Source organism: Lactobacillus sp. WILCCON 0059 (genome assembly GCF_057197985.1).
Map to the genome: position 1 here is coordinate 437,497 of NZ_JBUBHN010000001.1, position 26,141 is coordinate 463,637.

Annotated in this window: 24 protein-coding genes and 4 tRNA genes; 27 read left to right on the top strand and 1 reads right to left on the bottom strand. The window is 50.5% G+C overall.

The annotated features are described in order from the left end of the window. Window positions 1-36: 36 nt before the first annotated feature. The gene (locus ACYVUT_RS02155) at window positions 37-1,668 is read left to right on the top strand and encodes a peptide ABC transporter substrate-binding protein (protein ID WP_484499807.1); all 1,632 of its coding nucleotides are present in this window, start codon (window positions 37-39) and stop codon (window positions 1,666-1,668) included. A gap of 114 nt (window positions 1,669-1,782) precedes the next feature. Next, window positions 1,783-2,406 carry an NUDIX hydrolase N-terminal domain-containing protein gene (locus tag ACYVUT_RS02160; RefSeq protein ID WP_439775498.1) on the top strand — a complete coding sequence of 208 codons (624 nt, stop codon included), beginning with the start codon at window positions 1,783-1,785 and terminating at the stop codon, window positions 2,404-2,406. Window positions 2,407-2,470: 64 nt separating this feature from the next. Here ACYVUT_RS02160 and ACYVUT_RS02165 read toward each other — a convergent pair whose 3' ends face one another. Further along, window positions 2,471-3,640 (bottom strand): MFS transporter, encoded by a 1,170-nt coding sequence (locus ACYVUT_RS02165; RefSeq protein ID WP_439775499.1) that lies wholly within the window; start codon window positions 3,638-3,640, stop codon window positions 2,471-2,473. Between the two features lie 101 nt (window positions 3,641-3,741). On the opposite strand from ACYVUT_RS02165, the gene ACYVUT_RS02170 reads away from it, so the two are divergent. From ACYVUT_RS02170 to ACYVUT_RS02290, 25 genes are all read left to right on the top strand, one after another. Continuing rightward, window positions 3,742-4,233 carry a YbhB/YbcL family Raf kinase inhibitor-like protein gene (locus ACYVUT_RS02170; RefSeq protein WP_439775500.1) on the top strand — a complete coding sequence of 164 codons (492 nt, stop codon included), beginning with the start codon at window positions 3,742-3,744 and terminating at the stop codon, window positions 4,231-4,233. Window positions 4,234-4,333: 100 nt separating this feature from the next. Then, window positions 4,334-4,405 (top strand) — tRNA-Gln (locus tag ACYVUT_RS02175). 119 nt (window positions 4,406-4,524) lie between these two features. Beyond that, a complete protein-coding gene (locus ACYVUT_RS02180; RefSeq protein ID WP_439775501.1) occupies window positions 4,525-4,695 on the top strand; it encodes a hypothetical protein in 171 nt (56 codons plus the stop codon). 325 nt (window positions 4,696-5,020) lie between these two features. Then, complete coding sequence (locus ACYVUT_RS02185) at window positions 5,021-6,202, top strand: aminotransferase class I/II-fold pyridoxal phosphate-dependent enzyme (protein ID WP_484499808.1); 1,182 nt, start codon at window positions 5,021-5,023, stop codon at window positions 6,200-6,202. Further along, window positions 6,189-7,244 (top strand): PTS sugar transporter subunit IIC, encoded by a 1,056-nt coding sequence (locus ACYVUT_RS02190; protein ID WP_484499809.1) that lies wholly within the window; start codon window positions 6,189-6,191, stop codon window positions 7,242-7,244. The genes ACYVUT_RS02185 and ACYVUT_RS02190 overlap by 14 nt, the downstream gene beginning before the upstream one ends. Before the next feature lie 75 nt (window positions 7,245-7,319). Beyond that, window positions 7,320-7,401, top strand: a tRNA-Tyr gene (locus ACYVUT_RS02195). A gap of 5 nt (window positions 7,402-7,406) precedes the next feature. After that, window positions 7,407-7,478 (top strand) — tRNA-Gln (locus ACYVUT_RS02200). Between the two features lie 288 nt (window positions 7,479-7,766). After that, window positions 7,767-9,374 carry a peptide ABC transporter substrate-binding protein gene (locus tag ACYVUT_RS02205; protein ID WP_439776353.1) on the top strand — a complete coding sequence of 536 codons (1,608 nt, stop codon included), beginning with the start codon at window positions 7,767-7,769 and terminating at the stop codon, window positions 9,372-9,374. A 146-nt stretch (window positions 9,375-9,520) separates the two neighbouring features. Beyond that, window positions 9,521-10,633 (top strand): phage tail protein, encoded by a 1,113-nt coding sequence (locus ACYVUT_RS02210; RefSeq protein WP_484499810.1) that lies wholly within the window; start codon window positions 9,521-9,523, stop codon window positions 10,631-10,633. Between the two features lie 12 nt (window positions 10,634-10,645). Further along, window positions 10,646-11,713 (top strand): hypothetical protein, encoded by a 1,068-nt coding sequence (locus ACYVUT_RS02215; RefSeq protein ID WP_484501414.1) that lies wholly within the window; start codon window positions 10,646-10,648, stop codon window positions 11,711-11,713. A gap of 65 nt (window positions 11,714-11,778) precedes the next feature. Beyond that, entirely contained in the window at window positions 11,779-12,480 is a 702-nt protein-coding gene (locus ACYVUT_RS02220) for a GntR family transcriptional regulator (protein ID WP_002878105.1), read from the top strand. Between the two features lie 157 nt (window positions 12,481-12,637). Further along, window positions 12,638-13,777 (top strand): CDP-glycerol glycerophosphotransferase family protein, encoded by a 1,140-nt coding sequence (locus tag ACYVUT_RS02225; protein ID WP_484499812.1) that lies wholly within the window; start codon window positions 12,638-12,640, stop codon window positions 13,775-13,777. A gap of 3 nt (window positions 13,778-13,780) precedes the next feature. Beyond that, complete coding sequence (locus ACYVUT_RS02230; protein ID WP_484499813.1) at window positions 13,781-15,208, top strand: oligosaccharide flippase family protein; 1,428 nt, start codon at window positions 13,781-13,783, stop codon at window positions 15,206-15,208. Between the two features lie 50 nt (window positions 15,209-15,258). Beyond that, window positions 15,259-15,993, top strand: a complete 735-nt coding sequence (locus ACYVUT_RS02235) for a WecB/TagA/CpsF family glycosyltransferase (RefSeq protein ID WP_484499814.1) — start codon at window positions 15,259-15,261, stop codon at window positions 15,991-15,993. Continuing rightward, a complete protein-coding gene (locus ACYVUT_RS02240) occupies window positions 15,993-17,093 on the top strand; it encodes a glycosyltransferase (RefSeq protein WP_484499815.1) in 1,101 nt (366 codons plus the stop codon). The genes ACYVUT_RS02235 and ACYVUT_RS02240 overlap by 1 nt, the downstream gene beginning before the upstream one ends. Continuing rightward, window positions 17,090-17,791 carry a glycosyltransferase family 32 protein gene (locus ACYVUT_RS02245; protein WP_484499816.1) on the top strand — a complete coding sequence of 234 codons (702 nt, stop codon included), beginning with the start codon at window positions 17,090-17,092 and terminating at the stop codon, window positions 17,789-17,791. Before ACYVUT_RS02240 ends, ACYVUT_RS02245 begins: the two co-directional genes overlap by 4 nt. Before the next feature lie 104 nt (window positions 17,792-17,895). After that, the gene (gene nadE, locus ACYVUT_RS02250) at window positions 17,896-18,726 is read left to right on the top strand and encodes an ammonia-dependent NAD(+) synthetase (protein ID WP_439776344.1); all 831 of its coding nucleotides are present in this window, start codon (window positions 17,896-17,898) and stop codon (window positions 18,724-18,726) included. Between the two features lie 188 nt (window positions 18,727-18,914). Further along, window positions 18,915-21,599, top strand: a complete 2,685-nt coding sequence (locus ACYVUT_RS02255; RefSeq protein WP_484499817.1) for a calcium-translocating P-type ATPase, PMCA-type — start codon at window positions 18,915-18,917, stop codon at window positions 21,597-21,599. A gap of 327 nt (window positions 21,600-21,926) precedes the next feature. Further along, window positions 21,927-22,742 carry a hypothetical protein gene (locus ACYVUT_RS02260; RefSeq protein ID WP_484499818.1) on the top strand — a complete coding sequence of 272 codons (816 nt, stop codon included), beginning with the start codon at window positions 21,927-21,929 and terminating at the stop codon, window positions 22,740-22,742. A gap of 198 nt (window positions 22,743-22,940) precedes the next feature. Further along, window positions 22,941-23,351 (top strand): choline-binding protein, encoded by a 411-nt coding sequence (locus ACYVUT_RS02265; protein ID WP_439776340.1) that lies wholly within the window; start codon window positions 22,941-22,943, stop codon window positions 23,349-23,351. A 68-nt stretch (window positions 23,352-23,419) separates the two neighbouring features. After that, window positions 23,420-24,235 carry a hypothetical protein gene (locus tag ACYVUT_RS02270; RefSeq protein WP_484499819.1) on the top strand — a complete coding sequence of 272 codons (816 nt, stop codon included), beginning with the start codon at window positions 23,420-23,422 and terminating at the stop codon, window positions 24,233-24,235. Window positions 24,236-24,346: 111 nt separating this feature from the next. Next, entirely contained in the window at window positions 24,347-24,817 is a 471-nt protein-coding gene (locus ACYVUT_RS02275) for a hypothetical protein (protein ID WP_439776354.1), read from the top strand. A gap of 17 nt (window positions 24,818-24,834) precedes the next feature. Then, complete coding sequence (locus tag ACYVUT_RS02280; RefSeq protein ID WP_439776338.1) at window positions 24,835-25,437, top strand: ABC transporter ATP-binding protein; 603 nt, start codon at window positions 24,835-24,837, stop codon at window positions 25,435-25,437. Between the two features lie 39 nt (window positions 25,438-25,476). Further along, window positions 25,477-25,938 (top strand): SprT family protein, encoded by a 462-nt coding sequence (locus tag ACYVUT_RS02285; protein ID WP_484499374.1) that lies wholly within the window; start codon window positions 25,477-25,479, stop codon window positions 25,936-25,938. A gap of 31 nt (window positions 25,939-25,969) precedes the next feature. After that, window positions 25,970-26,055, top strand: a tRNA-Leu gene (locus ACYVUT_RS02290). Window positions 26,056-26,141 lie beyond the last annotated feature (86 nt).

Below are 26,141 nucleotides of genomic sequence, written 5' to 3' on the forward strand. Positions count from 1 at the left end.
CGTGATGATAAAGATGTGAAAGCAGGGGACAAGACAATGAAAATTCCGAAAAACTTAGGTCAAGCAGCTTGCGTCTGTCTGGCGGCACTCGCATTAACGGCATGTGGTTCTTCAAAGGCAAGTTCATCCGCCAAAAAGACTCTGAATTGGTCAGCTAGTGCTGAAATTCCGACCATGGACCTGTCAAAGGCGACCGACTCGGTTTCCTTTACCCAGATCTCCAACACCTTTGAAGGCCTCTACCGCCTGGGCAAGGACTCAAAAATTACTCCGGGCCTGGCAACCTCTGAAAAAGTTTCCAAAGACGGTAAAACTTACACCTTCACCTTGAGAAAGAACGACAAGTGGTCCAACGGGGACCCGGTGACGGCCCAGGACTTTGTCTACTCCTGGCGGCGGACGGTCAACCCGAAGACTGAATCAGAATATTCATACCTTTTCTCAGGCATCAAGAATGCTGACAAGATCGTAGCTGGCAAGAAGCCGGCAACGAGCCTGGGGATCAAAGCGGTTGGCAAGTACAAGCTGGTCGTGACCCTGGAACGGCGGATCCCATACTTCAACAAGCTGATGGGCTTCGCGGTCTTCTTCCCGCAAAATGAAAAAGCCGTCAAGAAGTATGGCTCCAAGTACGGGACAGCTTCCAAGTACCTGGTCTACAACGGTCCTTACATCCAGAAGGGCTGGACCGGGTCCAACCTGTCTTGGAAGATGGTCAAGAACAAGTACTACTGGGACAAGAGCAAGGTCAAGCTGAGCCAGATCAACTGGAGCGTGCAGAAGTCAACCACGACCTCCTACAACCTCTACCAGGCTAAGAAGCTGGACGCTACTTCCCTTGACTCCTCACAAATCAAGCAGCTGAAGAGCGACAAGGCCTTCACCTTGCTGCCACAAGGCGGGACCTACTACATGGAATTCGGCCAGGGCAAGAGCGGCAACGAATACGTTAAGAATGCCAACATCCGCAAGGCCCTGTCACTGGCAATTGACCGCGGGGGCCTGGTTTCTACCATCGACGGCGGGGCCAGCCAGCCGGCCAACACCTTGACTTCCAAGGACTTGACCAAGGTCAACGGCAAAGACTACACCAGCTTGATCTCCAGCAGCGCCAAGAGCCTCTACCCGAAGGACGGCAACAAGAAGCTGGCCAAGCAGTACCTGGCCAAGGGCTTGGCTGAACTGGGCAAGAGCAAGATCAAGCTGACCTTGATCTCCAGCGACACGGACAGTGCCAAGAAGACGGCTGAATCAATTCAGTCCAACATTGAAGCGACCCTGCCGCAGGTCAAGGTGGAAGTCAACAGCGTTCCGTTTAAGACCCTGCTGAACCGCCTGGCCAGCCACAACTTCCAGCTGGGGCTGATCGACTGGATCGCCGACTTCGCTGACCCGATCTCCTTCCTGGACCTGTTCACGACTGGCAACAGCCAAAACGACGGGCAATGGTCAAACAGCGAATACGACAAGCTGATTGCTGACTCCAAGACCACCACGTCTACTAGCCAGCGCTGGAGCGACATGAGCAAGGCTGAAGATATCCTCTTAAACGATGCCGGCATCTGCCCGCTCTACTACTCAACCAGCGTCATGCTGGTCCGGACCAGTGTTAAGAAGGCGGTCTACAACCGGGGCAACTGGGACTTCAAGGAAGCCTACGTCAAATAATCAAGATTAAAGATAGTCAAGAAAGCAGATCTCCGGATCTGCTTTTTTGCGCAAAAATTTTTCCCTTTGACTATAATTAAGGCAGAAACAATTACAGCAGAAGGAAAAGAGGGCATGATGAAAAAAGGCGACAAATTAATTGACTGGGCCATGGAAATCCAAGCGATCGGGCAGACCGGCCTGGCCTACAGCAAGGATGTTTTTGACACGGAGCGCTACAGCCGCTTGCGGGAAATTGCCGCGGAAATGCTAGCGGAAAAAAGTGAGGTCAATTATGACAAGGTCAAGGAGCTCTTTTGCAATGAAATTGGCTATCAGACTCCGAAGATCGCGACCAGGGCAGCCATCTTCAAGGATGACCAGATTCTCCTGGTCCAAGAAAAAGAAGGGCACTGGTCCCTGCCCGGCGGCTGGTGTGACGTCGACCAGTCCCCAGCTGACAACTGCGTCAAGGAGTGCCGGGAAGAGTCCGGCTTAACTGTTAAACCGGTCAAAATTATTGCTGTTCAAGATCACTTTAAGCACCATGGCTCCATCCACCCTTACGGAATTACCGACATCTATTATCTCTGCCAGTCCCTGGGCGGGGAATTCAAAGCCAACTCCGAAACCAGCCAGGCAGCTTGGTTTAAGGAAGCTGACCTGCCGCCTCTGGCGGAAAACAAGAACTCGACTGAACAGGTCAAGATGTGCTTTGCTGCCCAACGTAACTCTGACTGGCAAACTTTATTCGACTAAAAAAACTCGCTGTGAGGCGAGTTTTTGTTTTCTATCTCTATTTTATTCTCTATTCTGTTTTTCTTTACTTCTTAGCAGCTAATTGCCGGCAAACCAGGATCATCAGAAGGCAGCTGAGTAAGCTGTAGACACCGCCAAAGTAGGGGGTGCTGGAAATACCAGTCAAGCCTGCCGCTTGTGCAGCTGTAAAGGAGCCCAGGGAAATGCCGATATTGGCAAAAATCGAGTTGAAGCTGGAGGCAAAGTCAATTGACTCTGGATATTCAGCCGCGGCCAGGTCCAGGAAATAAACCTGGGTGGAAGACCCGTACATGCTGTTGAGGCAGCAGATGCCGACGATGCATAGGAAGGCCAGCCAGGACAGCGGCAAAAGCGGCGCCAAGAGGAAGAGCAGGACGGTCTGGATGCCGAAAACCAATGGCAGGCGCTTGATTCCGCCATGGTCGGCCAGAAAGCCCCCAGTCTTGTTGCCGGCGATAAAGGCCAAGCCCAGCAGCAAGAGCAAGATGTTCAGCCAGCTCTTTGGAAAATGCATGTAGTCGGTGATCAAGGACCTGATATAAGTATAGTAGGTATACTGGGCCGCGCAGACCAGGACGATGGCCAAGAGGGTCAGCTGGATCTGCCGGTTGCCCAGGATGGCAAACTGCTTATTGCCCTTGCTGGACTGGCTCTGCGGGGTATCCCGGGGCACGAATACCAGTAAAAGGACGAAGGTTACAAGTGTCAGAACTGAGATCATCCAGAAACTGGCATGCCAGGAAAAAGTGGTTGAGATGAAGGTACCAATCGGCAGGCCGATGATGGAAGCAATCGAGAAGCCGGCAAAAATCCAGGACAGAAGCGAGGCTCTTTTTTCCAAGGGCGCCACGAAATTGGCGATAACCAGGATCAGGGAAATAATTGCCCCGGCCGTAGTGGCAGACAGGATTCTGGACAAAAGCAGGCTGATATAGCTGTGGGACAATGCCGTCCAGGTGTTGCCGATGAAGAAGACGCCCATCAAAAAGAAGAGGAGCTGGTGGCGCTTGAAATACTTGGTTAGGGAAGTAACTATGGGCGTAGCGATGGCATAAACCAGGGCAAATACGGTAACCAGGTAGCCTAAGCTGCTGAGTGAGGCATTTATTTCCCGGGAAATATCCGGCAAAACACCGACGATCATATATTCATTGCAGCCGAGCATGAAGGCCACGAAGACAAAGAGAAAAGCTTGAATTTTATAACGTGACATACTAAAACTCCTATAAAAGACACTGTTAATTAGTTTAACAGAAAAAATGTTAAAATGAAGATGATAATAACAAGTCTTGAGTAAAGAAAGCAGGTTTGACCATGCAAATTCAAGTGAAATTGAACAAGGGCTATTTGCCCGACGAATATGCCAAGTATGCCAGCGTTAAAGAAGCTGGCAACCCGGTAGTGTCTTTTCCGTTTACCCTGACGGACTTGCCGGAAGGGACCAAGTACCTGGCCTGGTCCTTGGTCGATTATGATTCCATTCCGGTCTGTGGCTTTGCCTGGATCCACTGGCTGGCCAGCGATGTGCCAGCAGCCAGCGAAATTCCAGCTGACTTCAGCCGGACGACGGATACTCCCCAGGGCTACAACAGTACCGTTTCCCGCTTTTTGAATGATCCAGAAGAAGTACATACGGGCTATATCGGGCCGACTCCGCCGGACAAGGACCACGACTACCGCTTCCGGGTTTACGCTTTAAGCGAGAAGCTGGACCTGGAAGAGCCTTATTACTACAATGAATTCTTGCGTGCCTTGGAGGGCAAGGTCTTGGCTGAAAGCCAGCTTGACCTGCCGGCCCGGGTTTAAGGAAAAAGTTTTTTTAGAAAAAAGTTGCCGAAAACTGTTGACCAAAGCTGGGAAATTAGGTAATATATTATTTGTTGAGCGATCAGCTCACAAGTAAGATTGCGTTATAGCCAAGTGGTAAGGCAACGGTTTTTGGTACCGTCATGCGCTGGTTCGAATCCAGCTAACGCAATAAGTTAGGCCAGGCTGGAAGGCTTGGCCTTTTTTGCGCTCTCAAAAATGCAAGGCAAAAATCTGGTAAAATGGAAAAGAACTTTTGTAGGCGGATTTTTTTAAGAAAAGAGGCAGCAGATGGCTGGAAAAGAAGAAGAAGTGGAGAAAATGCAAAAGCTGCTGGGCCAGCTGGAAGAAGAAATTTCCTTGAGCTACTTCCTTAAGCCCGGCACCATCACGGTTGGCCGCGACCTCCTGCAGGCCATGCAGGACCTGTTGGCCAATCCTGAAAATTGGGAAGAAAATTAACACATCGTACTTGACTTTAATTTATCTTTAAGATATAGTTAAAGCATCAAATGTTGAGAGAGGACAAGAATCATGAACGCTTTAATCAGCAAGAACGCGAAATTCTTTAGCTTTTATTACTGGAACTAGCTTGCATCTGCGGATGCAAGTCTTCAAGCAAGAACATGCATCTGCAGTTTCAATAATAAGAGTTTTCTCAGCATTTTTTGAAACGGCAGGAATCAGGATCCGGCGGTTTCAAGAACACGCGCATTAGCAGACTTTGGTAATCGTGGATCATCTGATCCGCGATTTTTTTATTTTTACGGTAGCCAAGGAGGACACCATGGTTGATTTAACTAAGCACTTTAAGCAGGGGGTAGCGGAAGTAAAGTCTTCAGCTATTCTGAATTTTGCTAAATATACGAGTCAGTACCCGGACATCGTCAAGTTCACGGTCGGTGAACCGGACTTCAACACCCCAGACCATATCAAGACGGCTGCCATCAAGGGGATCGTGGACAACCACTCCCACTACGCGCCTTCAAACGGGACGCCTGGCCTCAGAAAAGCCGCGGCTGACTTCCTGGCCCGGCATTACGACATGCACTATGAGCCAAGCGAAATCATTGCCACCAACGGGGCAACAGAAGCCATCTACACGGTCATGTCTGCCATCATCAACCCAGGCGACGTGATGGTCCTGCCAACCCCAATCTTTCCTTTATATATTGCCGACGCGGCCTTGGAAAAAGCGGAAGTTGTCCAGATCGACACTTCCAAGACCGGCTTTAAATTGACGCCAGACCAGCTGCAGGCAGCCGTTGACGAATACGGCGACCGCCTCCGGATTCTGGTTATGAACTACCCGACCAACCCGACCGGGGTCATGTACAGCCAGGAAGAACTGGATGCTTTGGCGGCAGTGATCAAGGACCGGCCAACTTTTGTCCTCTGCGACGAAATCTACAGTGAACTGAATTACGAGCAAGAGCACGCATCAATGGCCAAGTCCCTTAGAAGCCAGGCCATCGTTTTAAACGGGGTCTCCAAGTCCTGGGCCATGACTGGCTACCGGATCGGGATCATGGCTGCTCCCCAGGAAATTACTGACCAGCTGGCCAAGGTTCACCAGTTCATCACCACGACTGAACCGACCCCAATGCAGGACGCGGCTGAGGAAGCTTTTAAAAACGGGGACCGGGATGCCCGGGAAATGAAGGCGGCCTTCAAAGAGCGCCGGGACTACCTCTACCAGGCTTTAACGGAAATCGGCTTTGAAGTGATCAAGCCGCAGGGTGCCTTCTACATCTGGGCCAAGATTCCGGCCGGTCTTAACCAAAAGGACACGGAATTCGTTTACGAGTTGGCTGACCAGGCCCATGTCGGGGTCTGTGCTGGTTCCTGGTTTGCCAAGGGCGGGCAGGGCTGGCTCCGCTTCTCCTACGCGACAGCACTGGACGAAATCAAAGAAGGCGTAAGCAGAATCAAGAAATTTGTCGAGGAAAATAAGAATGACGGAAAGTAAAGAAACAAACTGCCTTAAGCAAGGCACATTGAATATTTTAAACGGAATCGGGCTCGGGGTTATTGCCGCCCTGGTGCCGGCCGCGCTTTTAGGCCAACTGATGAAGGCCCTCTTGGGCGTGGCACCAACTTTTGCCCAGACGGTCATCAATATCACGACTTTTACCCAGAGCCTGCTGGCCGCCATGGCTGGCTTCTGCGCTGCCTACCTCTTCCAGATGAACATGATCCAGATGTGTTCTGTCGCTGCCGCGGCCATGATCGGTTCTGGCGCGGTTACTTTTAAAAACAGCTTGATTATGGTGGCCGGGACTGGTGACGTCATCAACATCGGTTTGACGATCACCCTGGCCATCCTCTTGATCAAATTGATTGGCAACAAACTGGGTTCCTACACCACGATTCTTTTGCCAATCATCGTCTTGGTCGTTGGCGGCGGGGTTGGTCTCCTAATTCTGCCATACGTTAAGACCGTGACCACCTTCATTGGCATGATCGTCATGGCCTTCACCAAGCTGCAGCCGCTCCTGATGGGCGTTTTGATCGGGATGTCCTTTGCGGCCATGATCGTGTCGCCAATTTCCTCAGTTGGGATCGCGGTGGCGATTGGCTTGACCGGGGTTGCTTCCGGAGCCGCCAACCTGGGCATTACCGGGGCTGCCTACACTCTGGGGATCATGAGTTACAGCGTCAATGGGATGGGGACCACCTTGGCCCACTTCATCGGGACGCCAAAGATCCAGATGGCCAACATGCTGGAAAAGCCGAAGCTTTTTGTTCCGGTCCTGCTTTCATCTGGTCTGTCCGGTCTTCTGGCCGCCATCTTCAACCTGCAGGGGACGCCTAATTCCGCTGGCTTTGGCTTCAGCGGCTTGATCGGGCCTCTGGCGGCTTACGCAAAGATGACGCCAGGCTGGGGGAGCATCATCCTTTTGACGGTGCTCTACGTTGTTTACCCGGTCGCTTTGGGCTTCTTCATGCGCTGGCTCTTCATCGACCGCTTGAGTTTTGCCCAAGCAGAGGACTTGCGCCTGGAAGTTTAAGCTAAAAAGCAAAAAAATTACCAAAAAAGCTTGCACTTACCCTGTTTTTTCGTTAAGATAATAGAGTACTTCGACGGAGGAATAGCGAAGTGGCTAAACGCGGCGGTCTGTAAAACCGCTCTCTCTGAGTTCGGTGGTTCGAATCCACTTTCCTCCATTGATTGCGTTATAGCCAAGTGGTAAGGCAACGGTTTTTGGTACCGTCATGCGCTGGTTCGAATCCAGCTAACGCAATTGTTCTAAAGAACACCCAACCCGAAAGAAGAGCTTCTGACTGAGTCAGGAGCTCTTTTTTGCCAGAGCAAAAGAAAAGCAATTTTTTCCAAGAGAAAATGCTTAAAAATAGATGAAAAAACTTACTTTTCAAGAAAATGTTTTTCTTTCATAAGTAATGATGTACTTTCTTTGCGTAACTTGCTATACTGAAAAGTAAGTTGTTGGTTACTTTTAGTAAGTTTGATAAGTACAAATGCAAGTAAGATTAGATTGGCTAGATTAAGTAAAATTTCGGGAGGCAAAAAATTGCATAAAAAGAGGATTGTGTCAGTAACGCTTTTAGCAACGGCGGCGCTTTTGACGGCCTGCGGGCAAAACAAGCAGGCTTCCAGTTCCAAGCAGGTAATGAAGACAGCTGTAACTGGCGAAATCAGCACCCTGGACTCCAGCAAGTACGGGGATACCGTCAGCTCTGAAACCCTGCAGAATTCCATGGAAGGGCTCTACCGCTTCGATAAAAAGGGGCAGGCTCAGCTGGCCGGGGCGGTCAAGGTGACCAAGTCCAAGGACCAGAAGGTCTATACTTTTACTCTTAGAAAAAACGCCAAGTGGTCCAACGGGGACCCAGTGACTGCCCAGGACTACGTTACTGCCTGGCGGCGGACGGTTGACCCCAAGAACGATTCTTTGGACAGCGACAGCTACCAAGTGATCAAGAACGGGACGGCTGTAGCAGCCGGCAAGAAGAAGGTGTCCAGTCTGGGCATCAAGGCCTTGGGCAAGTACAAGCTGCAGGTCACCCTGGAAAACCCGATCCAGTACCTGCCAGACCTTTTAACCGGGGCCCAGTTCTACCCGCAGGACACGAAGATCGTCAAAAAGTACGGGTCCAGCTACGGGACCAGTTCCAGCAAGCTGGTCTACAACGGGCCGTTTACCGTCAGCCAGTGGGATGGGTCCAGCCTCAAGTGGACTTTGAAGAAGAACAAGACATACTGGAATTCCAAGTCAGTCAGCTTGAGCGCGGTCAAGGTCCAGGTCATCAAGACCACCTCTACCGGCCTCAACCTCTACAAGGGCGGGCAGCTGGATTACGCGCCAGTTGATGCTGACTACGTCAAGCAGTATGAAAAGAATGCTGACTACCACACCAAGACCACGCCGACCAACGGCTACATGGTTTTTAACACCAAGCGCAAGACCACTGGCAATGTCCACGTTCGCCGGGCAATCAGCCTGGGCGTGAACAAGCAGGAATTGGTGAAGACGGTCCTGCACTCCGGCAAGGCTGCCCAAGGTCTGGTCGCCAGCGACTTCATCTACGATGAAAACGGCAAGGACTACCGGACCAGTGCTGGCAAGCTGATGACTTACAATCTGAAGCAGGCCCAAAAGGAATGGGCCTTGGCTAAAAAGCAGCTGGGCAAGTCCAAGATCACCATCGAACTGTTGACCAGTGACATGGATGCGTCTAAGCGGGTGGGCGAATACCTGCAGAGCAACTTGATGAAGAACCTGCCGGGCTTGACTGTTAAATTGCGGTCGATTCCGCTGAAGTCCCGCCTGGCTGACACGACCAAGCACAACTTCGACATGGTATACGGGACTTGGCAGCCAAGCTTCCAGGACCCGATCGACTACTTGACCATCGGTGGCCTCTTCAACCTGGAAAGTGACTACAAGAACAGCACTTTCTGGAAGGAAATCAAGCAGGCAAGGAGCACTTACGCCACTCAGCCGGCCAAGCGGCAGGCCAGCTTGATCGCCGCTGAAAAGCAATTGATCCAAAAGGATGCTTTCGCGGCACCGCTCTACCAAGCCGGGGTTTCCTACCTGCTTAAGTCCAAGGTGACCGGCTTCCGCCTGTCTCCTTACGGGACTGTTGCCTACTACTGGGACGTCAAGATTAAGTAAAACAAGTTTTAAACCGGTAAAAGCTGCCAGTTTCTTTCAATAAGGAAGAAACTGACGGCTTTTTTGCGAAAAAAAGAAGCATTCTTCAACTATTTTGCCTGTATAGCGGGTACAATAGTATTTAGTTTTTTGACCAGGAGGCGGATATGAGCAAATACATCAAAGTTGGCAGCGGCGGCGGTGAAGTGACCTGGCACCGGGCCATGCTCGACATGGAGCCGGGGGACTATCTGCTGCTGGAGCCCGGCTATTACGTTTGGCCCCAGGGCCGGCTATTAGAAGACGTGACCATCAAGGGCCTGGGGGCCAGCCCGGAAGACACCCGGATCCGCAGCTTTTTCTCCATCGGTGAAAACAGCTCCCGGGTGGTTTTTGAAAACTTGACCCTGGAACCTTATGGGGACGTAAACACCCTGGATCTTCCGGAAGAGACCAACAGCTACCTGATCCTGCGCGGCTGCGTCTTGACCGGGACCGGCAGCAAGACGACCACGATTTCCATCAACGGCCAGGACACGGTGGAGATGTACTCCTGCCGCCTGCTCAACGGGACCTTGTCCTTTTTTGAAAAAGCTAATTTCCGCCTGGAAATGGCGGACTGCCTGCTGGACTATGAGTCAGAAAAATTCGGGACCATCTCTTTGGAAGGAACCGGGACGGCCATCATCAATAATTCCGAGATTCGGGGGACGGTCAACAGCTTTGATTCCAGCAATATCGAACTGAACATCAATAACTCAGCCATCGGTAACCTTAACTTGGGCGGCAAGAGCTGGGTCAATGTCTACGCCTGCCGCTTTCTCAACCGGGACTACAGCCTTTATGCCCGGGGCGAATGCTGGCTGAACATCCTGGAGAGCCAAATGCCAAGCCAATTGGCGATTGAAGACCACTGCCACTTGCTAATGCAGAACAGTCAGCTCTACAATTTCCAAGCCCGGGGGGAGAGCCAGAGCTTTTTGTCCAATGTCCAGATCGCGGCCGCGGCCAACTTGGAAGGAAAAAGCTTCATGGAGGGGAGTTTAGTGACCTTTTCGGGCAATGGCGACTACCCTTACTTTATTTTCCTGGTCGACCAAGCGGTATTGAAGGGGCGGAACCTGCAATTTGACCCGCAAAACTGGCCGGTTTTGGTAGACAATGATGCCCGCTTTGTGGCCAACGCCCTTTACTACCAGGGGGCGCCACTGGAAATCAAGTGTGAGCATCCGGAAAACATCTCTTTGCTGGGGATCAAGTGGACTGAACGGAAGGAATAGAAAGGAGCCACCATGCGCTTAATCAAAGTAAGCCAGGACCCCCGGGACTTGTCCTGGGAGCAGGCTTTAGACCAGCTGGAAGACGATGACGTGCTCATGCTGGCTCCCGGCTTTTATGAAATTCCTTTTGGGCAAAAGCTGAACAACATCGTGATCAAGGGGACGGGGACAGCGCCAGATATGACGGTCCTGGTTGGTCAAGTCGTCCTGTCTGGCCGCTATTTGACCCTGGAAAACCTGGCCGTCAAGACCAAGGCAATTGCCGGGGCCCTGGTTAGAGTTTATGTAGGCGAAAATGCTCCTTACTTGACCCTGCGCGGCTGCCGGCTGGAAGCGCCAGAAGGAGAAGGGAGTACTGCCCTCATGACTCTGGGTCCGGTTTGGTTGGAACTTTACTCCTGTCAAGTTAGGGGAAAAATCCGCCTGGTTGGCGGAGAAGAGCAGCATGTCCAGATTTCGGGAAGTGAAATCAAGGCAGCTCCGGCTGCTTTTACCGGCGATGGCTTTGGTCCCTTGGCCATCAGCCAGTCTCAAATCAAGGGAGAATTTGTCCTGGAGGAAAATTCGGCTTATGAAGGCCATTTTGACCAGACGGCTTTTGACCAGGTGACCAGCCTGGGAAAAAACAACGGTCTTTACTTCACCGAATCTACCATGTCTTTAACTCTGAAAAATGGCCAGGCTGACCTTTTGAACTGTGACTTGCAGGGGACGGCTCTTTTGGAAAAAGCCAATTCCGCCGCTTTCCAAAACTGCACTTTTAAGCAATTTAAGCAGGTCAGCGGGAGCAGCAACTTAACCAACTGTCACTTGGTGGCAGGAGAAATTGAAGGCCAGGGCAAGGCTGTTTTTTGCCGGCCACACTTTTCCTGCAGCGAAGGCACTTGGCTTAGTTTAAGCGGCGCGAGCCAGGTTCGCCTGCAGGATGCCCTCTTAAACGTGGCAGGCAGCCACTTGCGGTTAGCCGACAAAGCCGGGATCTTGGGCAATGTTTTGGAGAGCGACCAGGAACAGCTGCTGGTCAAGCAGACTGGCCAGGGCAAGGTAAAATTGACAGGAATTAAATGTAAACTTGTCTAAAGACCGCCTTTTGCTATAAAATTTAATTAAGATCTAAGCTGGATGATTCTGTGGGGGGGAAAACGATGCAAGAACCAATGTACATCAAAATTCACAATCAGCTGCGCCGGGATATTGAAAACCATGTCTACCAGGTGGGGGACCGGATTCCAGCTGAACGACAGCTGGCTGAGCAGTTCAAGGTGTCGCGGATGACCCTGCGCCAGGCCATCAAAACCCTGGAAGAAGAGGGGATTCTGGAAAGGCGGCTGGGCAGCGGGACCTATGTGGCCAGTCAGAAGGTTCAGGAAAAAATGTCCGGGATCATGTCCTTTACCGAAATTACCCGGGCCAACGGGCAGACTCCGTCCAGCAAGCTGGTTTCTTACAAGATCACCCAGCCTTCCCTGTCGGAAAAAGAACGCCTGGCTCTGGAAGGCAGCGACAAGGTCCTGCGCATGGAGCGGATTCGCTATGCCGACCAGGTGCCGATCTGCCATGAAATCGTGACGGTGCCGGAAGACCTGATCGCGCCTTTTGCCAAGGATGACGTGTCAAGCCACCTTTACCAGACCTTGGAAAAGCAGGGGGGCTACCAGATCGGGGATGCAACTGAGTACATCTCAGCCGCTGTTGCCAATGAGCAGGAGGCCCGCCTGCTCAACTGCCGCCGGGGCGAGGCCTTGATCACCCGCCGGCAGGTCACCAAGCTGGCCGATGGCCGGCCCTTTGAATACACGCGGGCTTCATACGTGGGTGAGCGCTTCGAATTTACTTTCAGCAAATAGCCAGCTATAAATAAGCGAATGACAAAGAGGCAGGAATCAAACCTGCCTCTTTTTCCTTCCTTTAAAAAAGGGCAAAAGATGGAACTTGCTTTTGGCGGCAGGGGGCGAATTTGCTAAAATGGACTTGACACTATTAGCTAATGATTAACGAGGCACTATGAAAAGCATACTATTCCGCCTGTATCTGGCAGTCATGAAATTTTTGGCCCGCTGGCAAAAAGAAGATCCCAACACATACGTGATCTTGAACGGGGCCGGCCGGTCGGGATCCAATGGCTACCTCTTTTATCAATACCTGCGCCGCGAGCACCCGGAAGTCACGGCCTACTTGATCGAACCCTGGCCCTCCTCCCACCTTCCTTGGTCGGACTGGCAAAAAATCGGCCGGGCCAAGTACGTCTTGACCACCCACCAGCCCTTCAAGGTCCGGAAAAGTCAGGTCAACCTGGCCCTTTGGCATGGGATTCCTCTAAAGCGGATGGGGACCATGGCCAACAATACCCAGCGCCGAGACAACCAGAGAAACGAAAAGCTTTGGCACAAGACGGCCGACCTGGTCACCTCCAGTTCCGAGCTCTATGAAAGCCTGATGAGCGCCTGCATGGGGATTGAAGGTCCCCGCTATGTCCAACTGGGTTTTCCCAGAATTGATGCCTTGCTCAAGTCCCCTTATAAAAAGGACCAGCTCCTGGCTGACTTTTTCTCCTGCCAGGACCCGGAGGCCCAAGTGGGGATTTATGTGCCAACCTTCCGCTATGAATTAGAAGACCCGGAAGTGATGGAGCGGATTAAGGCAGGGAACTTTTTTGCCTTCAGCGACTTTGACCTGGCCGCTTTAGACCAGGCCCTGGCTGCTAGAAAGCAGTACCTCCTGGTCAAGCTCCACCCTTGGGAAATGAAGCTCTTCAGCGACTTTCACTTAGCGGCTAAGCACGTGGCCTTTTTGAACAATTCCGATCTTTTGGCCAAAAAATTGGACCTCTACGAAATCCTGGGAGCCACCGACTTCTTAATGACCGACTTCTCCTCGATCTACTTTGACTACCTCCACTTGGACAAGCCGCTGATTTTCATCACCAACTACCTGGCCCAGTATGAAAAGACCCGGGGATTTTTGCTGGGGCCTTATGAAAAAATCGTCCCTGGTCCCTGCGTGGCCAGCCAGGCTGACCTGGTCAAGCAGCTGGGGGAAGGCGACAAGTATGGTCTTGAACGGAAAAAGTGGCTGGATTTGAGCGACCAGGCCGACCATGGCCAGGCTTGCCAGACAATTTTTGATTACTTAAGCGGGGTCTGATCCTTGAAAAAAACTTTTCTGAACATCTTCTATAACGCGGTCTACCAGGTCTTCCTGGTCCTGGTGCCCTTGATCACGGTTCCTTACCTGTCCAGAGTCCTGGGCCCGACGACCTACGGGATCTATTCCAGCGTCAACAACACGGTCCAGTTTCTGATGATTTTCTGCGTCCTGTCTTTATCCAATATCGGGGTCAGAAGTATCTCTAAAGCCCGGGCCAAAAGCAAGAGCGGGGAACTGACCGAGGCCTTCTGGGGCCTGTGGTACTTCCAGTTTATCGGCGGGGCAGTCACCATCGCTTTAACTGTCTTGACCTGCCTGGTCCTCAAGGTCCGCTACTGGAACTACTTCTTGCTGATGCTGCCGTACTTGATTTCGGCTCAGTTTGACATCTCCTGGTTCTTCCAGGGCCTGGCTGATTTTGGCCGGGTGGTTCTTAGAAACACTATCGTCAAGATCGTCAGCGTGGTCTTTATCTTGCTTTTGATCAAAAGTCCGGCTGACCTGTGGAAGTATTTCCTGATCATGTCCATTTCCACCATGTTGGGTTCCTTTGTCTTCTGGTTCAGCATCGGCAAGTATGTCGGCCGGCCAGTCAAGCACTTCTACCATTTCGCGGAAACCCGCCGGGCCATCATGACCTTGATGATTCCCCAGATCGCGACCCAGATATACACTTCCTTGGACAAGCCCCTTTTGGGCCTCTTCCAAAGCACGGCCCAGGTTTCTTATTATGACAACTCCCAGCGGATTTCCAACATGATCCTGGGGGTCATCACCAGTATTTCCCTGGTAATAATGCCGCAGATGGCGGTCCAGGGGAAGGAAACCCAGAAGAAGGTCTTGAAGAAGTCCCTAGAAGCCACGACTATGCTGGGAACCATGTTTGCCGTGGTGGTCATGGCCAATACCAAGGAATTCGTGCCCTTTTTCTTCGGGAAAAAATATATCCCGATGACTCCCTTGATGTTCTTCTTTACCTTGACCATTATCTTGATCCCCATGGGCGGGGTCTTCGCCAACCAGTTTGCCCTGGCCAACAAGCGGGACAAGGACTATGCCATTCCGGTTACGATCGGGGCGGTCCTGGAGCTGGTCTTCAGCTACTTTTTGGACCGGCCTTTCGGGGCAGCGGGCGCCATGGTGGCGATCCTCTTGACCGAAGCAGTCGTTCTGTTTCTCCGCTGCTGGATCGTGCGGGACGGCTATGACTTCAAGGAAACTTTCAGTGATGTGCCCAAGTGCTTCTTGGCCATGGGGATCAGCCTGGCGGCAGGGATGCTGTGGCCTTGGCAGATTCCAAGTGCTTTTATCAACATGACGGTCAAGTCCCTGGCCATTATGGCCCTTTACCTGGTCATCCTCTGGCTCTTGAAGTTTGATTTGAACGAAGACTTGGTCACGATTGTCAAAAAGCGGCTGAAAAAATAGCTATTAATAAGGAAGAAATTAGCAAAAATAAACAAAGAAAGCGTGTGAGCATGGTAAAAATCAACATTTTGGGCGTTGGCTTCGACAAGTACAGCCTGGCGGAATTTGAAGCCCGTTTTTTGGACCGCTTGCGGAAAAAAGAATCCACCTTGGTAGTGACGGCCAACCCGGAAATCGTCATGGCCGCCAAAGAAGATCCGGAATACCGGGAAATCATCAACAATGTGGCTGACTACGTGACGGCTGACGGGATCGGCATCATCAAAGGGGCCAAGATGCTGGGGCTGAAATTGCCAGAGAGAGTAACCGGCTACGACCTCTTTTGCTGGTATCTGCAAATTGCCAATGAAGACCACTTGCGGGTCTACCTGATTGGGGCCAAGCCAGCCGTGATCGCCGCCGTTAAGGAAAAAATCGCCACGGATTACCCGAATATCGACTTAGTTGGCGCTGAAGACGGCTACTCTAAAGACGCCCTGCCGGAAATTGCCAGCCGGATCGCCCAAGCCAGGCCCGACCTGGTCTTCGCGGCCCTGGGCTTTCCCAAGCAGGAGAAGCTCCTGGCCATCTTGCGCCAGCAAAACTTGCCAGCCAGCATGATGGGGGTGGGCGGCAGCTTTGACGTTTTCGCCGGTGCCGTCAAGCGGGCACCGAAGGTCTTCCAGGACGCCCACTTGGAATGGTTCTACCGCCTCTTGAAGGAACCAAGCCGGATCGGCCGGATGATGGTTTTGCCAAAATTCGTCGTGGAAGTTAAAAAGAGCAAGAAGCAGGACAAGCAATAATGAAAGTACTGCACATCAACGCCGGCCTGGAAAGCGGGGGCGGGCTGACCCATATCGTGAACCTGCTCTCCCAGGCCAAAAGAGCTGGGCAGGATTTTGACCTCTTGACCTTCGCTGAAGGACCGGTTGCCCAGGCGGCCCGGGAAAAAGGAATCAAGGCCATCGTTTTAGGCGGGTCCAGCCGCTACGACCTGGCCCTGCTCAAGCGGCTGAAAAAGACAATCAAGGATGGACATTATGACCTGGTCCACAGTCACGGAGCTCGGGCCAACCTTTTTGTCAGCTTGATCAAGTCTTCCTTGCCTTGTCCCTGGCTGATCACCGTCCACTCAGATCCCGCGATCGATTTTGAAGGGCGGGGAATCGCGGGGAAGATTTTTACCAAGCTGAACCTGCGGGCGATCAAGCAGGCCGATGGGGTTTTCGCCATCACCCCCCGTTTTGAAAAAATCCTGCTGAATTACGGAGTAAAGCCAAGCCGGATTCACGTCATCTACAATGGGATCAACTTTAGGGACAATAAAAATGTACTGGCCAAGGAAGACCATGCCGGCTTCAACATCATCAATGTTGGCCGCCTGGAAAAGGTCAAGGGGCAAGATCTCTTGCTCAAGGCTTTTAAAGCAGCCGATTTGCCGCAAGCTCACCTCTATATTGCGGGCAGCGGCAGCCAGGAAGCGGATTTGAAAAAACTCTGCCAGGACTTGGCCTTAACAGACCAAGTAACCTTTACCGGCTTTTTGACCCAGGAAGAATTAAGGCAGCTCTACCGGAAGATGGACCTGGCCGTCTTGTCTTCTTACTCAGAAAGCTTCCCCCTGGTCTTGCTAGAAGCAGCCGACAACCTGGTCTCGCTTTTATCCACTGACGTGGGCGGGGCCAGGGAATTGATTCCAGAAGGAAAAGGCTGGGTTGTGCCGGTCAAAGAAGAAAAAGCCATGGCCGATCAGTTAAAAGCAATCGCGGCTTTGCCAAAAGAAGAATTAGCGGCCATTGCTCAAACTGAAAAGGCCTATGCCAGCCAGCACTTTTCCCTGGACCGGCAACTGGCTGACGTTCTGGCCGGCTACCAGGCCTGCCTGCAAGGAGAAAAAGCATGATTCCCAAAATTATCCACTATGTCTGGGTCGGCGGCAATCCTAAGTCCAAGACCATTCAAACTTGTCTGGCCTCTTGGCAAAAGCGCCTGCCGGACTACCAAATCATCGAATGGAACGAAGATAAGCTGGACCTTGATGCCAACCGGTACGTTAAGCAGGCCTACCAGGCCAAGAAGTGGGCTTTCGTTTCCGACTATGTCCGGGCCAAGGCCCTCTATGAAATGGGCGGGATCTACCTGGACACCGACGTCATGGTCTTAAAAGATTTTGACGACTTGCTAAATGACCGGGCTTTTATCGGCTTTGAAAATAATGACTACCTGTCAGCCGCAATTATCGCGGCGGAGAAGGGTCATCCTTTTATGGCCGATATTCTGCACTATTATGATGACCTGGATTTTGCCTTTGACCAAAATGACCAGCTGGCCGGGGTCAACTCCCTGTCAGTCACGGAAATTCTCAAGGGAAAGTACGGCCTTAAGACCGGCAACCAAGAGCAAGTATTAAAGGAAGGAATCCATGTTTACCCGGACGGGATCCTTTGCAACCCTTCGCCTCAGTCCCGGTCCATTCACCTTTTTACCGGGACCTGGCTGGAAGGGAAAAATTCCTGGAAGCACGACCTGGTGACCTTTTTGAAATTACATATCCGTAGTCAAAAAACTGCGAAAATTTACTATCAGCTCTTCAGACGCTAATTTTTTAAAGAATCTCGTGAAAATACATTTCTGAAAACAGAGACTGCATTTTTTGAGTATAATAAAAGATAGAAAAAATTAACTACAAGATTGCGAGGCAGCAAATGAGAGAGTTGCAAAAGAAAATTGTCGAATATGAGCACGTTTTGCCGGAAATCGATCCCCAGGAAGAAATCCGCAAGACGGTTGACTTCTTAAAGGGTTACTTGAAGGCCAACCCCTTCTTGAAGTCATATGTTTTGGGTATTTCCGGTGGCCAGGACTCAACCTTGACCGGGAAGCTGACCCAGATGGCAATTTCCGAAATGCGGGAAGAAACCGGCGATGACAGCTACAAGTTCATCGCCGTCCGCCTGCCATACGGCGTCCAGGCCGATGCCGCTGATGCCGCTGACGCGGTAGCCTTCATCAAGCCGGACGTGGACTTGATCGAAAACATCAAGCCAGCCACTGATGCCATGGTGGCTACCTTGAAGGAAACGGGCGTGGAAATGACCGACTTTAACAAGGGCAACATCAAGGCCCGGCAAAGAATGGTCATGCAGTATGCCATTGCCGGGGCCAACCAGGGCGCGGTTGTGGGTACTGACCACGCGGCCGAAAACTTCTCTGGTTTCTACACCAAGTACGGTGACGGCGCGGCTGACCTTACTCCGCTCTTCCGTTTGGACAAGCGGCAGGGCAAGCAGCTTCTGGCTGCCTTGGGCTGCCCGGAACACCTTTACTTGAAGGCCCCAACGGCCGACCTGGAAGAAGAAAAGCCATCCTTGCCAGATGAAGTTGCCTTGGGCGTGACCTATGATGAAATCGATGACTACCTGGAAGGCCGGGAAGTCAGCGACAAGGCAGCTGAAAGAATCGAAGAATTGTGGACTAAGAGCGAGCACAAGCGCCATTTGCCGGTCACGATTTTTGACGATTATTACAAAAAATAGCGGCGAATTTGGTAAATTACTTGTTTCAAGCGCCAATTTTTGCTATATTAATCATGTCATAAGGGAGTAACGGCAAGCATAGCTTGCGACAAGCCCAACAGCCGGGAGCCGCGTTGGTTTCCTGGGCTTGTCTTAATTAGTGAGACTTATGTGCTTTTGTAAAGGGGCACGTAAGTCTCTTTTCTTTTTTGAAGGAGGAAAATACTGTGGCTAAGAAGTATTACAGCCAGGACATCCCAGGCACTTTAGCCGAGTTTGACTCGGACGCCAACCACGGGATCAGTTCGGCTGAAGCCAAGAAGCGGCTGGACCAATACGGCCCGAACGCTTTGGCCGGCAAGAAGAAACGTTCAATGTTTGCCCGCTTCATGGACCAGTTCAAGGACTTGATGATCATCGTCCTGCTGGTTGCCGCTGTCTTGTCCGGGGTAGTTGCCCAGGAATGGACTGACGCGGGGATTATTTTGGTAGTCGTGCTTTTGAACGCGATCTTGGGCGTGATCCAGGAAGCTCGCTCAGAAGCAGCGATTGAAGCCTTGAAGGACATGTCCACGCCGAGCGCCAAGGTGCGCCGGGACGGAGCGGTAGTTGAAGTTCCGTCAACGGAAATCGTGCCCGGTGACGTGGTCTTGCTGGAAGCAGGCGACGTGGTCCCGGCCGACCTGCGTCTTTTGGTAGCGGAAAGCTTGAAGATTGAAGAAGCTGCCTTGACCGGGGAATCAGTTCCGGTGGAAAAGAGTAATGAAACCCTGCAAGGGGATGACATTGCCCTGGGTGACCGGATCAACATGGCTTACTCCAGCACCAACGTGACCTATGGGCGCGGGGAAGGTGTAGTTGTCGCTACGGGGATGAATACGGAAGTCGGCAACATCGCCAAGATGCTGAACGAAGCTGATGAAACCGACACTCCTCTTAAGCAGAACTTGAACCAATTGGGCAAGACCCTGACTTACATGATCCTGGCTATCTGTGTGGTCGTCTTCATTATCGGGGTTATCCGGAACCCGCAGCATGAACCGATGAATGCTTTGCTGATCGACATGTTCTTGACGGCGGTTTCCCTGGCGGTTGCCGCTATTCCGGAAGGGCTGCCGGCGATTGTGACGATCATTTTGGCCCTGGGTACCCAGACCATGGCTGACCACAAGGCCATCGTCAGAAAGCTGCCAGCCGTTGAAACCCTGGGGGCAACGGATATCATTGCTTCTGATAAGACTGGCACCTTGACCCAGAACCGGATGACGGTGGAAAAGGTCTACTATGACGGGATCCTGCATGATGCCAGCGATGACATCGACTTGAGCAACCAGGCCATGATTACCATGCTTTTGGCCAACGACACCAAGATTCAAGACGGCGGGGAGCTCTTGGGTGACCCGACTGAAACTGCCTTGGTGCAATATGGCTTCCACAAGGACCTGCCAGTGAGCGACTTTTTGGCAGAACACCCGCGGGTAGCGGAAGTGCCATTTGACTCTGACCGGAAGCTGATGAGTACGGTCAACAAGTTTGACGGCCAGTTCATGGTTGCCGTCAAGGGTGCGCCGGACATGCTTTTGGAAAGAGTCAAGTATGTCAACATCAACGGCGAGCTGAGCGAAATCAGCGCTGAACAAAAGCAGGCCATTTTGGCAAGCAACAATGAAATGGCCAAGCAAGCCCTCCGGGTTTTGGCGATGGCTTACAAGGTTGTTGCTGAGCCATACGCTGACCCGACGACTGATAATGTTGAACAAGATCTGATCTTTGCCGGTTTGGTCGGCATGATCGACCCAGAGCGGCCGGAAGCCAAGGACGCGATCGCGGAAGCTCACCGGGCCGGGATCAGAACGATCATGATTACTGGTGACCACCAAGTTACGGCGCAGGCGATTGCCGAACGGCTGGGCCTGGTTGAAAAGGGCCGTGACGATGCCGTGATTACCGGGGCGCAATTGGACAAGCTGAGCGACGACTACTTCACCAAGCATGTCGGTGACTACAGCGTTTATGCCCGGGTTTCACCAGAACACAAGGTTAGAATTGTGAAGGCCTGGCAGGCAAATGGCAAGATCGTGGCCATGACTGGTGACGGGGTCAACGACGCGCCGAGTCTGAAGCAGGCCGACATCGGGGTCGGCATGGGGATTACCGGTACGGAAGTCTCCAAGGGCGCGGCCGACATGGTTCTGGCTGACGACAACTTCGCAACGATCGTGGAAGCGGTCAAGCAAGGGCGGAAGGTCTTCGCCAACATTCAGAAGGCAATTCTGTACCTGATGAGCTGCAACGTCGGCGAAGTGTTGACGGTCTTCTTGATGACTTTGCTGGGCTGGGATGTTTTGAAGCCAGTGCAGCTTTTGTGGATCAACCTGGTAACTGACACCCTGCCGGCTATTGCCTTGGGTGTTGAACCGATTGAAAAGGGGATCATGAACAAGAAGCCGCGGGGGAAGAATTCCAACTTCTTCTCAGGTGGCGTGGCCAGCTCGATTATCTACCAGGGGATCTTGGAAGGTGTTCTGGTCTTGATCGCTTATGGTTTGGGTCTGCACGTTTTGCCGCGGGGGACCAACCCGCATGAAGACGCGCTGACCATGGCTTTCCTCACTTTGGGTCTGATCCAGCTCTTCCACGCGGTCAACTCTAAGTACGTGAAGCAGTCAATCTTCCAAAAGAGCACTTTTGCCAACAAGTGGTTCAATGGCGCGATTATTCTGTCGGCCTTGATTATGGCGGCAGTTGAATTGCCATTCTTGACCAGAGTCTTTGCAGTTTCAGAATTGCATCTGGATCAATGGCTGACTGTGCTGGGGATGGGCGTTTTGATGATCGTGATCGTCGAAATCGTTAAGTTCTTTGAGAGAAAAGCTGATCAACGGAATAGCTAAAAAGTTAAATAAGAAGCCTGGACGAAAGTCCAGGCTTTTTTGCGTGGAAAAACAAGAAGGCGAGGAAGGTAAAATAAGCTGATGTAAGAAGAAAAGATATAAGGAAATAGATATATGAATTCAAAGGCAAACGCCTTGAAATGGCGAGGATGATAGCCCTTTTGTAATGTATGAACTGGCTATAAAAACGAAAAAAGCAGCTTAAAATGGAAAAATACGGATTTTAAAAGGGAAAGTATTGACTACACTTTGAAGTAGACTATAATTCAAGGTGTAAAGCTCATTTTTTCACGAGTGCGGCAGTGTAAAACAATGGAGGAGAGAAAAATGTTAACCAGGACGAAAAAAATATATGTAGGAGTTGTGGCTGTCTACTTGTTGATTATTATTGGTCAGTTAGCATATGCGATACATGGCAACCTTCCAACTTTGAAAAGCAACTCCTATGGCTTTGATTATATGTTTAATTCGGTTCAGCCTGAAGGCGTCGAAGAAACGATGGCTGGGAACATTGCCGTTTATTTATTACTTCCTATTGTGGGTTCAGCTCTAGCAATCTATATCAAGAATAATCACGAACTCTATAGTGTGATCGGTAGAACTGGCTGGAAAAAAATTTTTCAAAAAAGTTTAAGTTACGCGTTCATTGGTGCGGCTGGCCTATATTGGTTAGGTTGTCTACTGGAAGCTCCGATAATCAGTATTTTTTACCGCCAATTTGTGTATATGCCCAGAGCGGAAATAATGTTGATGCGAGGAGACGGGTATTTCTCACTCAATAACCTGGCCAACCTGCTAATTAAAGTGTTGCTCTTCGGTATCGGCTGGGGAATTTATGCCGCTTTTATCTTTGCAGTGGCTTTATTTATCAAGAAGACAAGTCTTTGCCTGTTTTTAGGGCCAGTTGTCGGCTATCTCATTTTTCTTCAAGAAAATTTGTCAATTGATGTCGGAGAAACGTTTAGTAATATTTCTAACATCTGGGATATCGTCAATCTGACTAATCCATTGGAAAGATGGGTAGGAGAAAACCAATTCCCCGCAATCTACTATCTGAACTACGTGACGACGGCGGTGTTTTACATCGCGTTGACGGCTGTATTATTAAGACTTTGGTACGTGAAGAATGTTGAGAGAGGATAAGTGTGTTTTTTAACAAGAATAATTTGGTTAAAAAATGCAGGCTATGACACTAAAAAAGTGCCAAAAAGTGAGTATTTATGTTTTTTTAGGGAAAAGTATTGACAGAGTGGCGAAGTGTAATATAATCATAAATGTGAACAATATTTTTTGTTCACTGATTTGTATAATAACTGTGCTATATAGAAAGGAGATAAGAAAATGAAACATAAAGTGTTAACCAAAGCTGCTTTATGTGGAATGTTGCTACTGCCATTTGCCAGTGCGGCTGTTGTACAAGCTGCGGGAACTTGGACTATTAGTGCCGAAGATGTGTCATCCTATGGGAGATGGAGCAGTTGGGGAAATCCTAATGTTAAGCAGACTCAATCATCGTATGCTTCATTCAATGGTGACGCACTTCCTGGCTCAAACAGAGTTATTAAGGTGAAGTTGATCAACAATAAGGCTCAAAGAAGATCGAATACGGTCGTTTTAAAGAAAAACAAGACTGTTCATGCAGCTAACAATACTGGATTAAGAGACCGTAAGTATTGGGGAGATGCTCGAACAGAAAAGGATGATCCACATTCAACAAGAGTGAAGTTTCACTTTAGTGCAGATTACAAGTAGCTAATTAGTGTGAGCAAAAGGCGAATGAGTGGAGATGCTCTTTCGCCTTTTTATATTTTGCGAGGAAAATGTTAACTAAAACTAAGAGATTAATCATCACAGGAATTGTTGCGTACCTGTTAATCATAGCAGGGCAAGTGGAGTATGCGATCTATGATAACCTTCCTGTATCAGCAACTGATAATTACGCTTTTAACTACTTGTTCGACACAGTTCAACCTTATGGAACTGATGAAACTATGATTGGCTCCATTGCGATTTTTTTGCTTTTGCCTATTATAGGTTCAGCTTTAGCAATCTACATCAAAAACAATCATGAATTGTACAGTGTGATTGGACGAACAGGTTGGAAAAGCTTCTTTAAAAAGTGCATGGGATATACTTTTTGGGGAGCAACTGGCCTGTACTGGCTAGGATGTTTGCTTGAAATTCTGATGATCAACACTTTTTATCATCCATTCATTTATACAGCGTTTAGCAATGATATTTTGCAAGGTGGGTATGGCTACTTTTCGCTGAACAGCTTGGCGAACTTGCTAATTAAGATCATCCTAAACGGTATTGGTTGGGGAATTTATGCTTTGTTTATTTTGAGCGTGGCTCTTTTTATCAACAAAGTAAGCATAGCTTTGTCTTTGGGGCCGGTTATTGGCTTCGTGATTATTTTGCAAGAAAAATTTGCTCCAGATGTGGGAAGAGTTTTGACCAATATTTCCAATATCTGGGATATTACCAATATCACTAATCCATTGGAAAAGGGAATAGCAGGTTTGCCCACCCCCGCAATCTTCTATCTGAATTACGTGACGACGGCGTTTTTTTACATCGCGCTGACGGCTGTATTACTAAGACTTTGGTACTTGAAGAATGTGGAGAGGGGATAGCTTATGTTAAAAGCGCGTTATCAACGTTTAATCGCCTTGACGCTCATTTTGGACTTTGCGGTCAGCTTATGGTGCGGCCTGCAGTTTGCCCTAGACGGCGGGAAGGGTGAAATGCCCATGTACTACCTGAATGCCAACTTGATCAGCCTGTACATCCAGCCAGCCTTGACCGTCATGGCGGCAATTCAAATCCTCTCTTTCCGTTCGGTCCGCCCCCTGCTGGCTCCCCGGGGAAAGATGAACTTTTTTGACCAGCGCCTGGCCCAGCTCTTAGCCTTGGATCTGGCAATCTACCTGTTTTTCTCTATATTTCCATATTTCTTTGGCAAAAATCCGCTCTTTCGCTTTGGATCAGCCCTAACTGGCAGCCTATTGCTTCTGGCCCACTACCTGCTCTTCATTGTCTGCTTCATGCTGGTCCTGTCCTGCATCAAGGCGAAATTTCCGTTTTTTATCATTGTCATCAGCAGCACCTTGCCAATTCTTTATCATTACTGGCTGGAGAAGGCCTGGCTTTTGCCAAAATACGCTAATATTTATGACCCACTCTGGCGGGCCATCCACCACATGTATATACTCTAAGTCGAGGAGGAGTTTGTATGTTAAAAGTGTCACATGTTAAGAAGAGCTTTAAAAAACTGGCCGTTTTAAAGGACATCTCTTTAGAAACCAAAGCGGGTGAACTGGTCCACATCTCCGGTGTCAATGGTTGCGGCAAGTCCACCCTGTTCAAAATCATCGTCGGCCTCTTAAAAGCTGACAGCGGGGAGATCCACACTGACAAGGATGACTACCTTGGTGCCTTGATCGAAAACCCTGGCTTTATTGAATATGAAACTGCCTGGGACAACTTGACCTTTTTAGGCCACTTCAACCACCGCTTCCAGCCCGAAAAGACCCGGGACCTGCTCAAGGCCTTTGACCTGGACCCGGACAACCCGCAAGCCGTCGGCAACTACTCAGTCGGGATGCGGCAGAAGCTGGGGATCACCCAGGCCGTGATGGAAGACCAGAACATCATCCTCCTGGATGAACCAACTCGGGGGATCGACAAGGAAGGGGTCGACCAGTTCGTTAAGCTTCTAGAAGACTTGCGCAGCGAAAACAAGACCGTCATCGTGGCCAGCCACGACGAAATTCCCGGCCTGGTCTACGACCGCCGCTTAAGAATGAAAGACGGGATCTTGCTGGCCGAAGAGTAAAAGTTGGCTTTTTCTGCCCTGACCAGCTACAATAATCCCATGATTAATGAACAAGAACTGCAGCAGCTGGTCGAAAGGATCTCCCTTGAATCCTTTGGCCGGCCCTTTCTCCACCAAGCGAAAATCAACCGCCGCCTGAAGACTACCGGTGGCCGCTACCAATTATCTGACCATCACCTGGAATTTAACCCGCTCTTTCTTAAGGAAGAAAACCTTCATTATCTGCCGGGCATCATCAAACATGAACTGGTCCACTACCACCTCCACCTGGCAGGTTTGGGCTATCAGCACAGGGACCGGGACTTCAAGCTGCTCTTGAAAAAGGTGGGCGGCAGCCGCTATGCGCCAAGACTAGAGGAGAGCAAAAGAAGCCGCTGGCACTACCGCTGCCGGCAATGCGGGCAGGACTACTGGCGCCAGCGGCAGGTCAACGTCAAGAAGTATTTCTGTGGCCGCTGCCGGGGAAAATTGGAAAAAATCGCTGGCCCCCTTGCCAAATGAGGGCAGCTTTGCTAAAATATTAAATGTATTTGCGGGCGTGGCGGAATTGGCAGACGCGCAAGACTAAGGATCTTGTGACCGCTTTTGGTCGTGGAAGTTCAAGTCTTCTCGTCCGCACTAAGATAAGGAGTCGTTGTGAAACGGCTCCTTTTTTGTTGATTCTTTAAACTTGCTTTTCCTCCAATCTGTTATAATGGATAGAA

What these genes read in the sequence shown, in the direction of transcription:
- ACYVUT_RS02155 (WP_484499807.1), top strand. Translation starts at nt 37, where the DNA reads ATGAAAATTCCGAAAAACTTAGGTCAAGCAGCTTGCGTCTGTCTGGCG.
- ACYVUT_RS02160 (WP_439775498.1), top strand. Translation starts at nt 1,783, where the DNA reads ATGATGAAAAAAGGCGACAAATTAATTGACTGGGCCATGGAAATCCAA.
- ACYVUT_RS02165 (WP_439775499.1), bottom strand. Translation starts at nt 3,640, where the DNA reads ATGTCACGTTATAAAATTCAAGCTTTTCTCTTTGTCTTCGTGGCCTTC.
- ACYVUT_RS02170 (WP_439775500.1), top strand. Translation starts at nt 3,742, where the DNA reads ATGCAAATTCAAGTGAAATTGAACAAGGGCTATTTGCCCGACGAATAT.
- ACYVUT_RS02180 (WP_439775501.1), top strand. Translation starts at nt 4,525, where the DNA reads ATGGCTGGAAAAGAAGAAGAAGTGGAGAAAATGCAAAAGCTGCTGGGC.
- ACYVUT_RS02185 (WP_484499808.1), top strand. Translation starts at nt 5,021, where the DNA reads ATGGTTGATTTAACTAAGCACTTTAAGCAGGGGGTAGCGGAAGTAAAG.
- ACYVUT_RS02190 (WP_484499809.1), top strand. Translation starts at nt 6,189, where the DNA reads ATGACGGAAAGTAAAGAAACAAACTGCCTTAAGCAAGGCACATTGAAT.
- ACYVUT_RS02210 (WP_484499810.1), top strand. Translation starts at nt 9,521, where the DNA reads ATGAGCAAATACATCAAAGTTGGCAGCGGCGGCGGTGAAGTGACCTGG.
- ACYVUT_RS02215 (WP_484501414.1), top strand. Translation starts at nt 10,646, where the DNA reads ATGCGCTTAATCAAAGTAAGCCAGGACCCCCGGGACTTGTCCTGGGAG.
- ACYVUT_RS02220 (WP_002878105.1), top strand. Translation starts at nt 11,779, where the DNA reads ATGCAAGAACCAATGTACATCAAAATTCACAATCAGCTGCGCCGGGAT.
- ACYVUT_RS02225 (WP_484499812.1), top strand. Translation starts at nt 12,638, where the DNA reads ATGAAAAGCATACTATTCCGCCTGTATCTGGCAGTCATGAAATTTTTG.
- ACYVUT_RS02235 (WP_484499814.1), top strand. Translation starts at nt 15,259, where the DNA reads ATGGTAAAAATCAACATTTTGGGCGTTGGCTTCGACAAGTACAGCCTG.
- ACYVUT_RS02240 (WP_484499815.1), top strand. Translation starts at nt 15,993, where the DNA reads ATGAAAGTACTGCACATCAACGCCGGCCTGGAAAGCGGGGGCGGGCTG.
- ACYVUT_RS02245 (WP_484499816.1), top strand. Translation starts at nt 17,090, where the DNA reads ATGATTCCCAAAATTATCCACTATGTCTGGGTCGGCGGCAATCCTAAG.
- nadE (WP_439776344.1), top strand. Translation starts at nt 17,896, where the DNA reads ATGAGAGAGTTGCAAAAGAAAATTGTCGAATATGAGCACGTTTTGCCG.
- ACYVUT_RS02260 (WP_484499818.1), top strand. Translation starts at nt 21,927, where the DNA reads ATGTTAACCAGGACGAAAAAAATATATGTAGGAGTTGTGGCTGTCTAC.
- ACYVUT_RS02265 (WP_439776340.1), top strand. Translation starts at nt 22,941, where the DNA reads ATGAAACATAAAGTGTTAACCAAAGCTGCTTTATGTGGAATGTTGCTA.
- ACYVUT_RS02270 (WP_484499819.1), top strand. Translation starts at nt 23,420, where the DNA reads ATGTTAACTAAAACTAAGAGATTAATCATCACAGGAATTGTTGCGTAC.
- ACYVUT_RS02275 (WP_439776354.1), top strand. Translation starts at nt 24,347, where the DNA reads ATGCCCATGTACTACCTGAATGCCAACTTGATCAGCCTGTACATCCAG.
- ACYVUT_RS02280 (WP_439776338.1), top strand. Translation starts at nt 24,835, where the DNA reads ATGTTAAAAGTGTCACATGTTAAGAAGAGCTTTAAAAAACTGGCCGTT.
- ACYVUT_RS02285 (WP_484499374.1), top strand. Translation starts at nt 25,477, where the DNA reads ATGATTAATGAACAAGAACTGCAGCAGCTGGTCGAAAGGATCTCCCTT.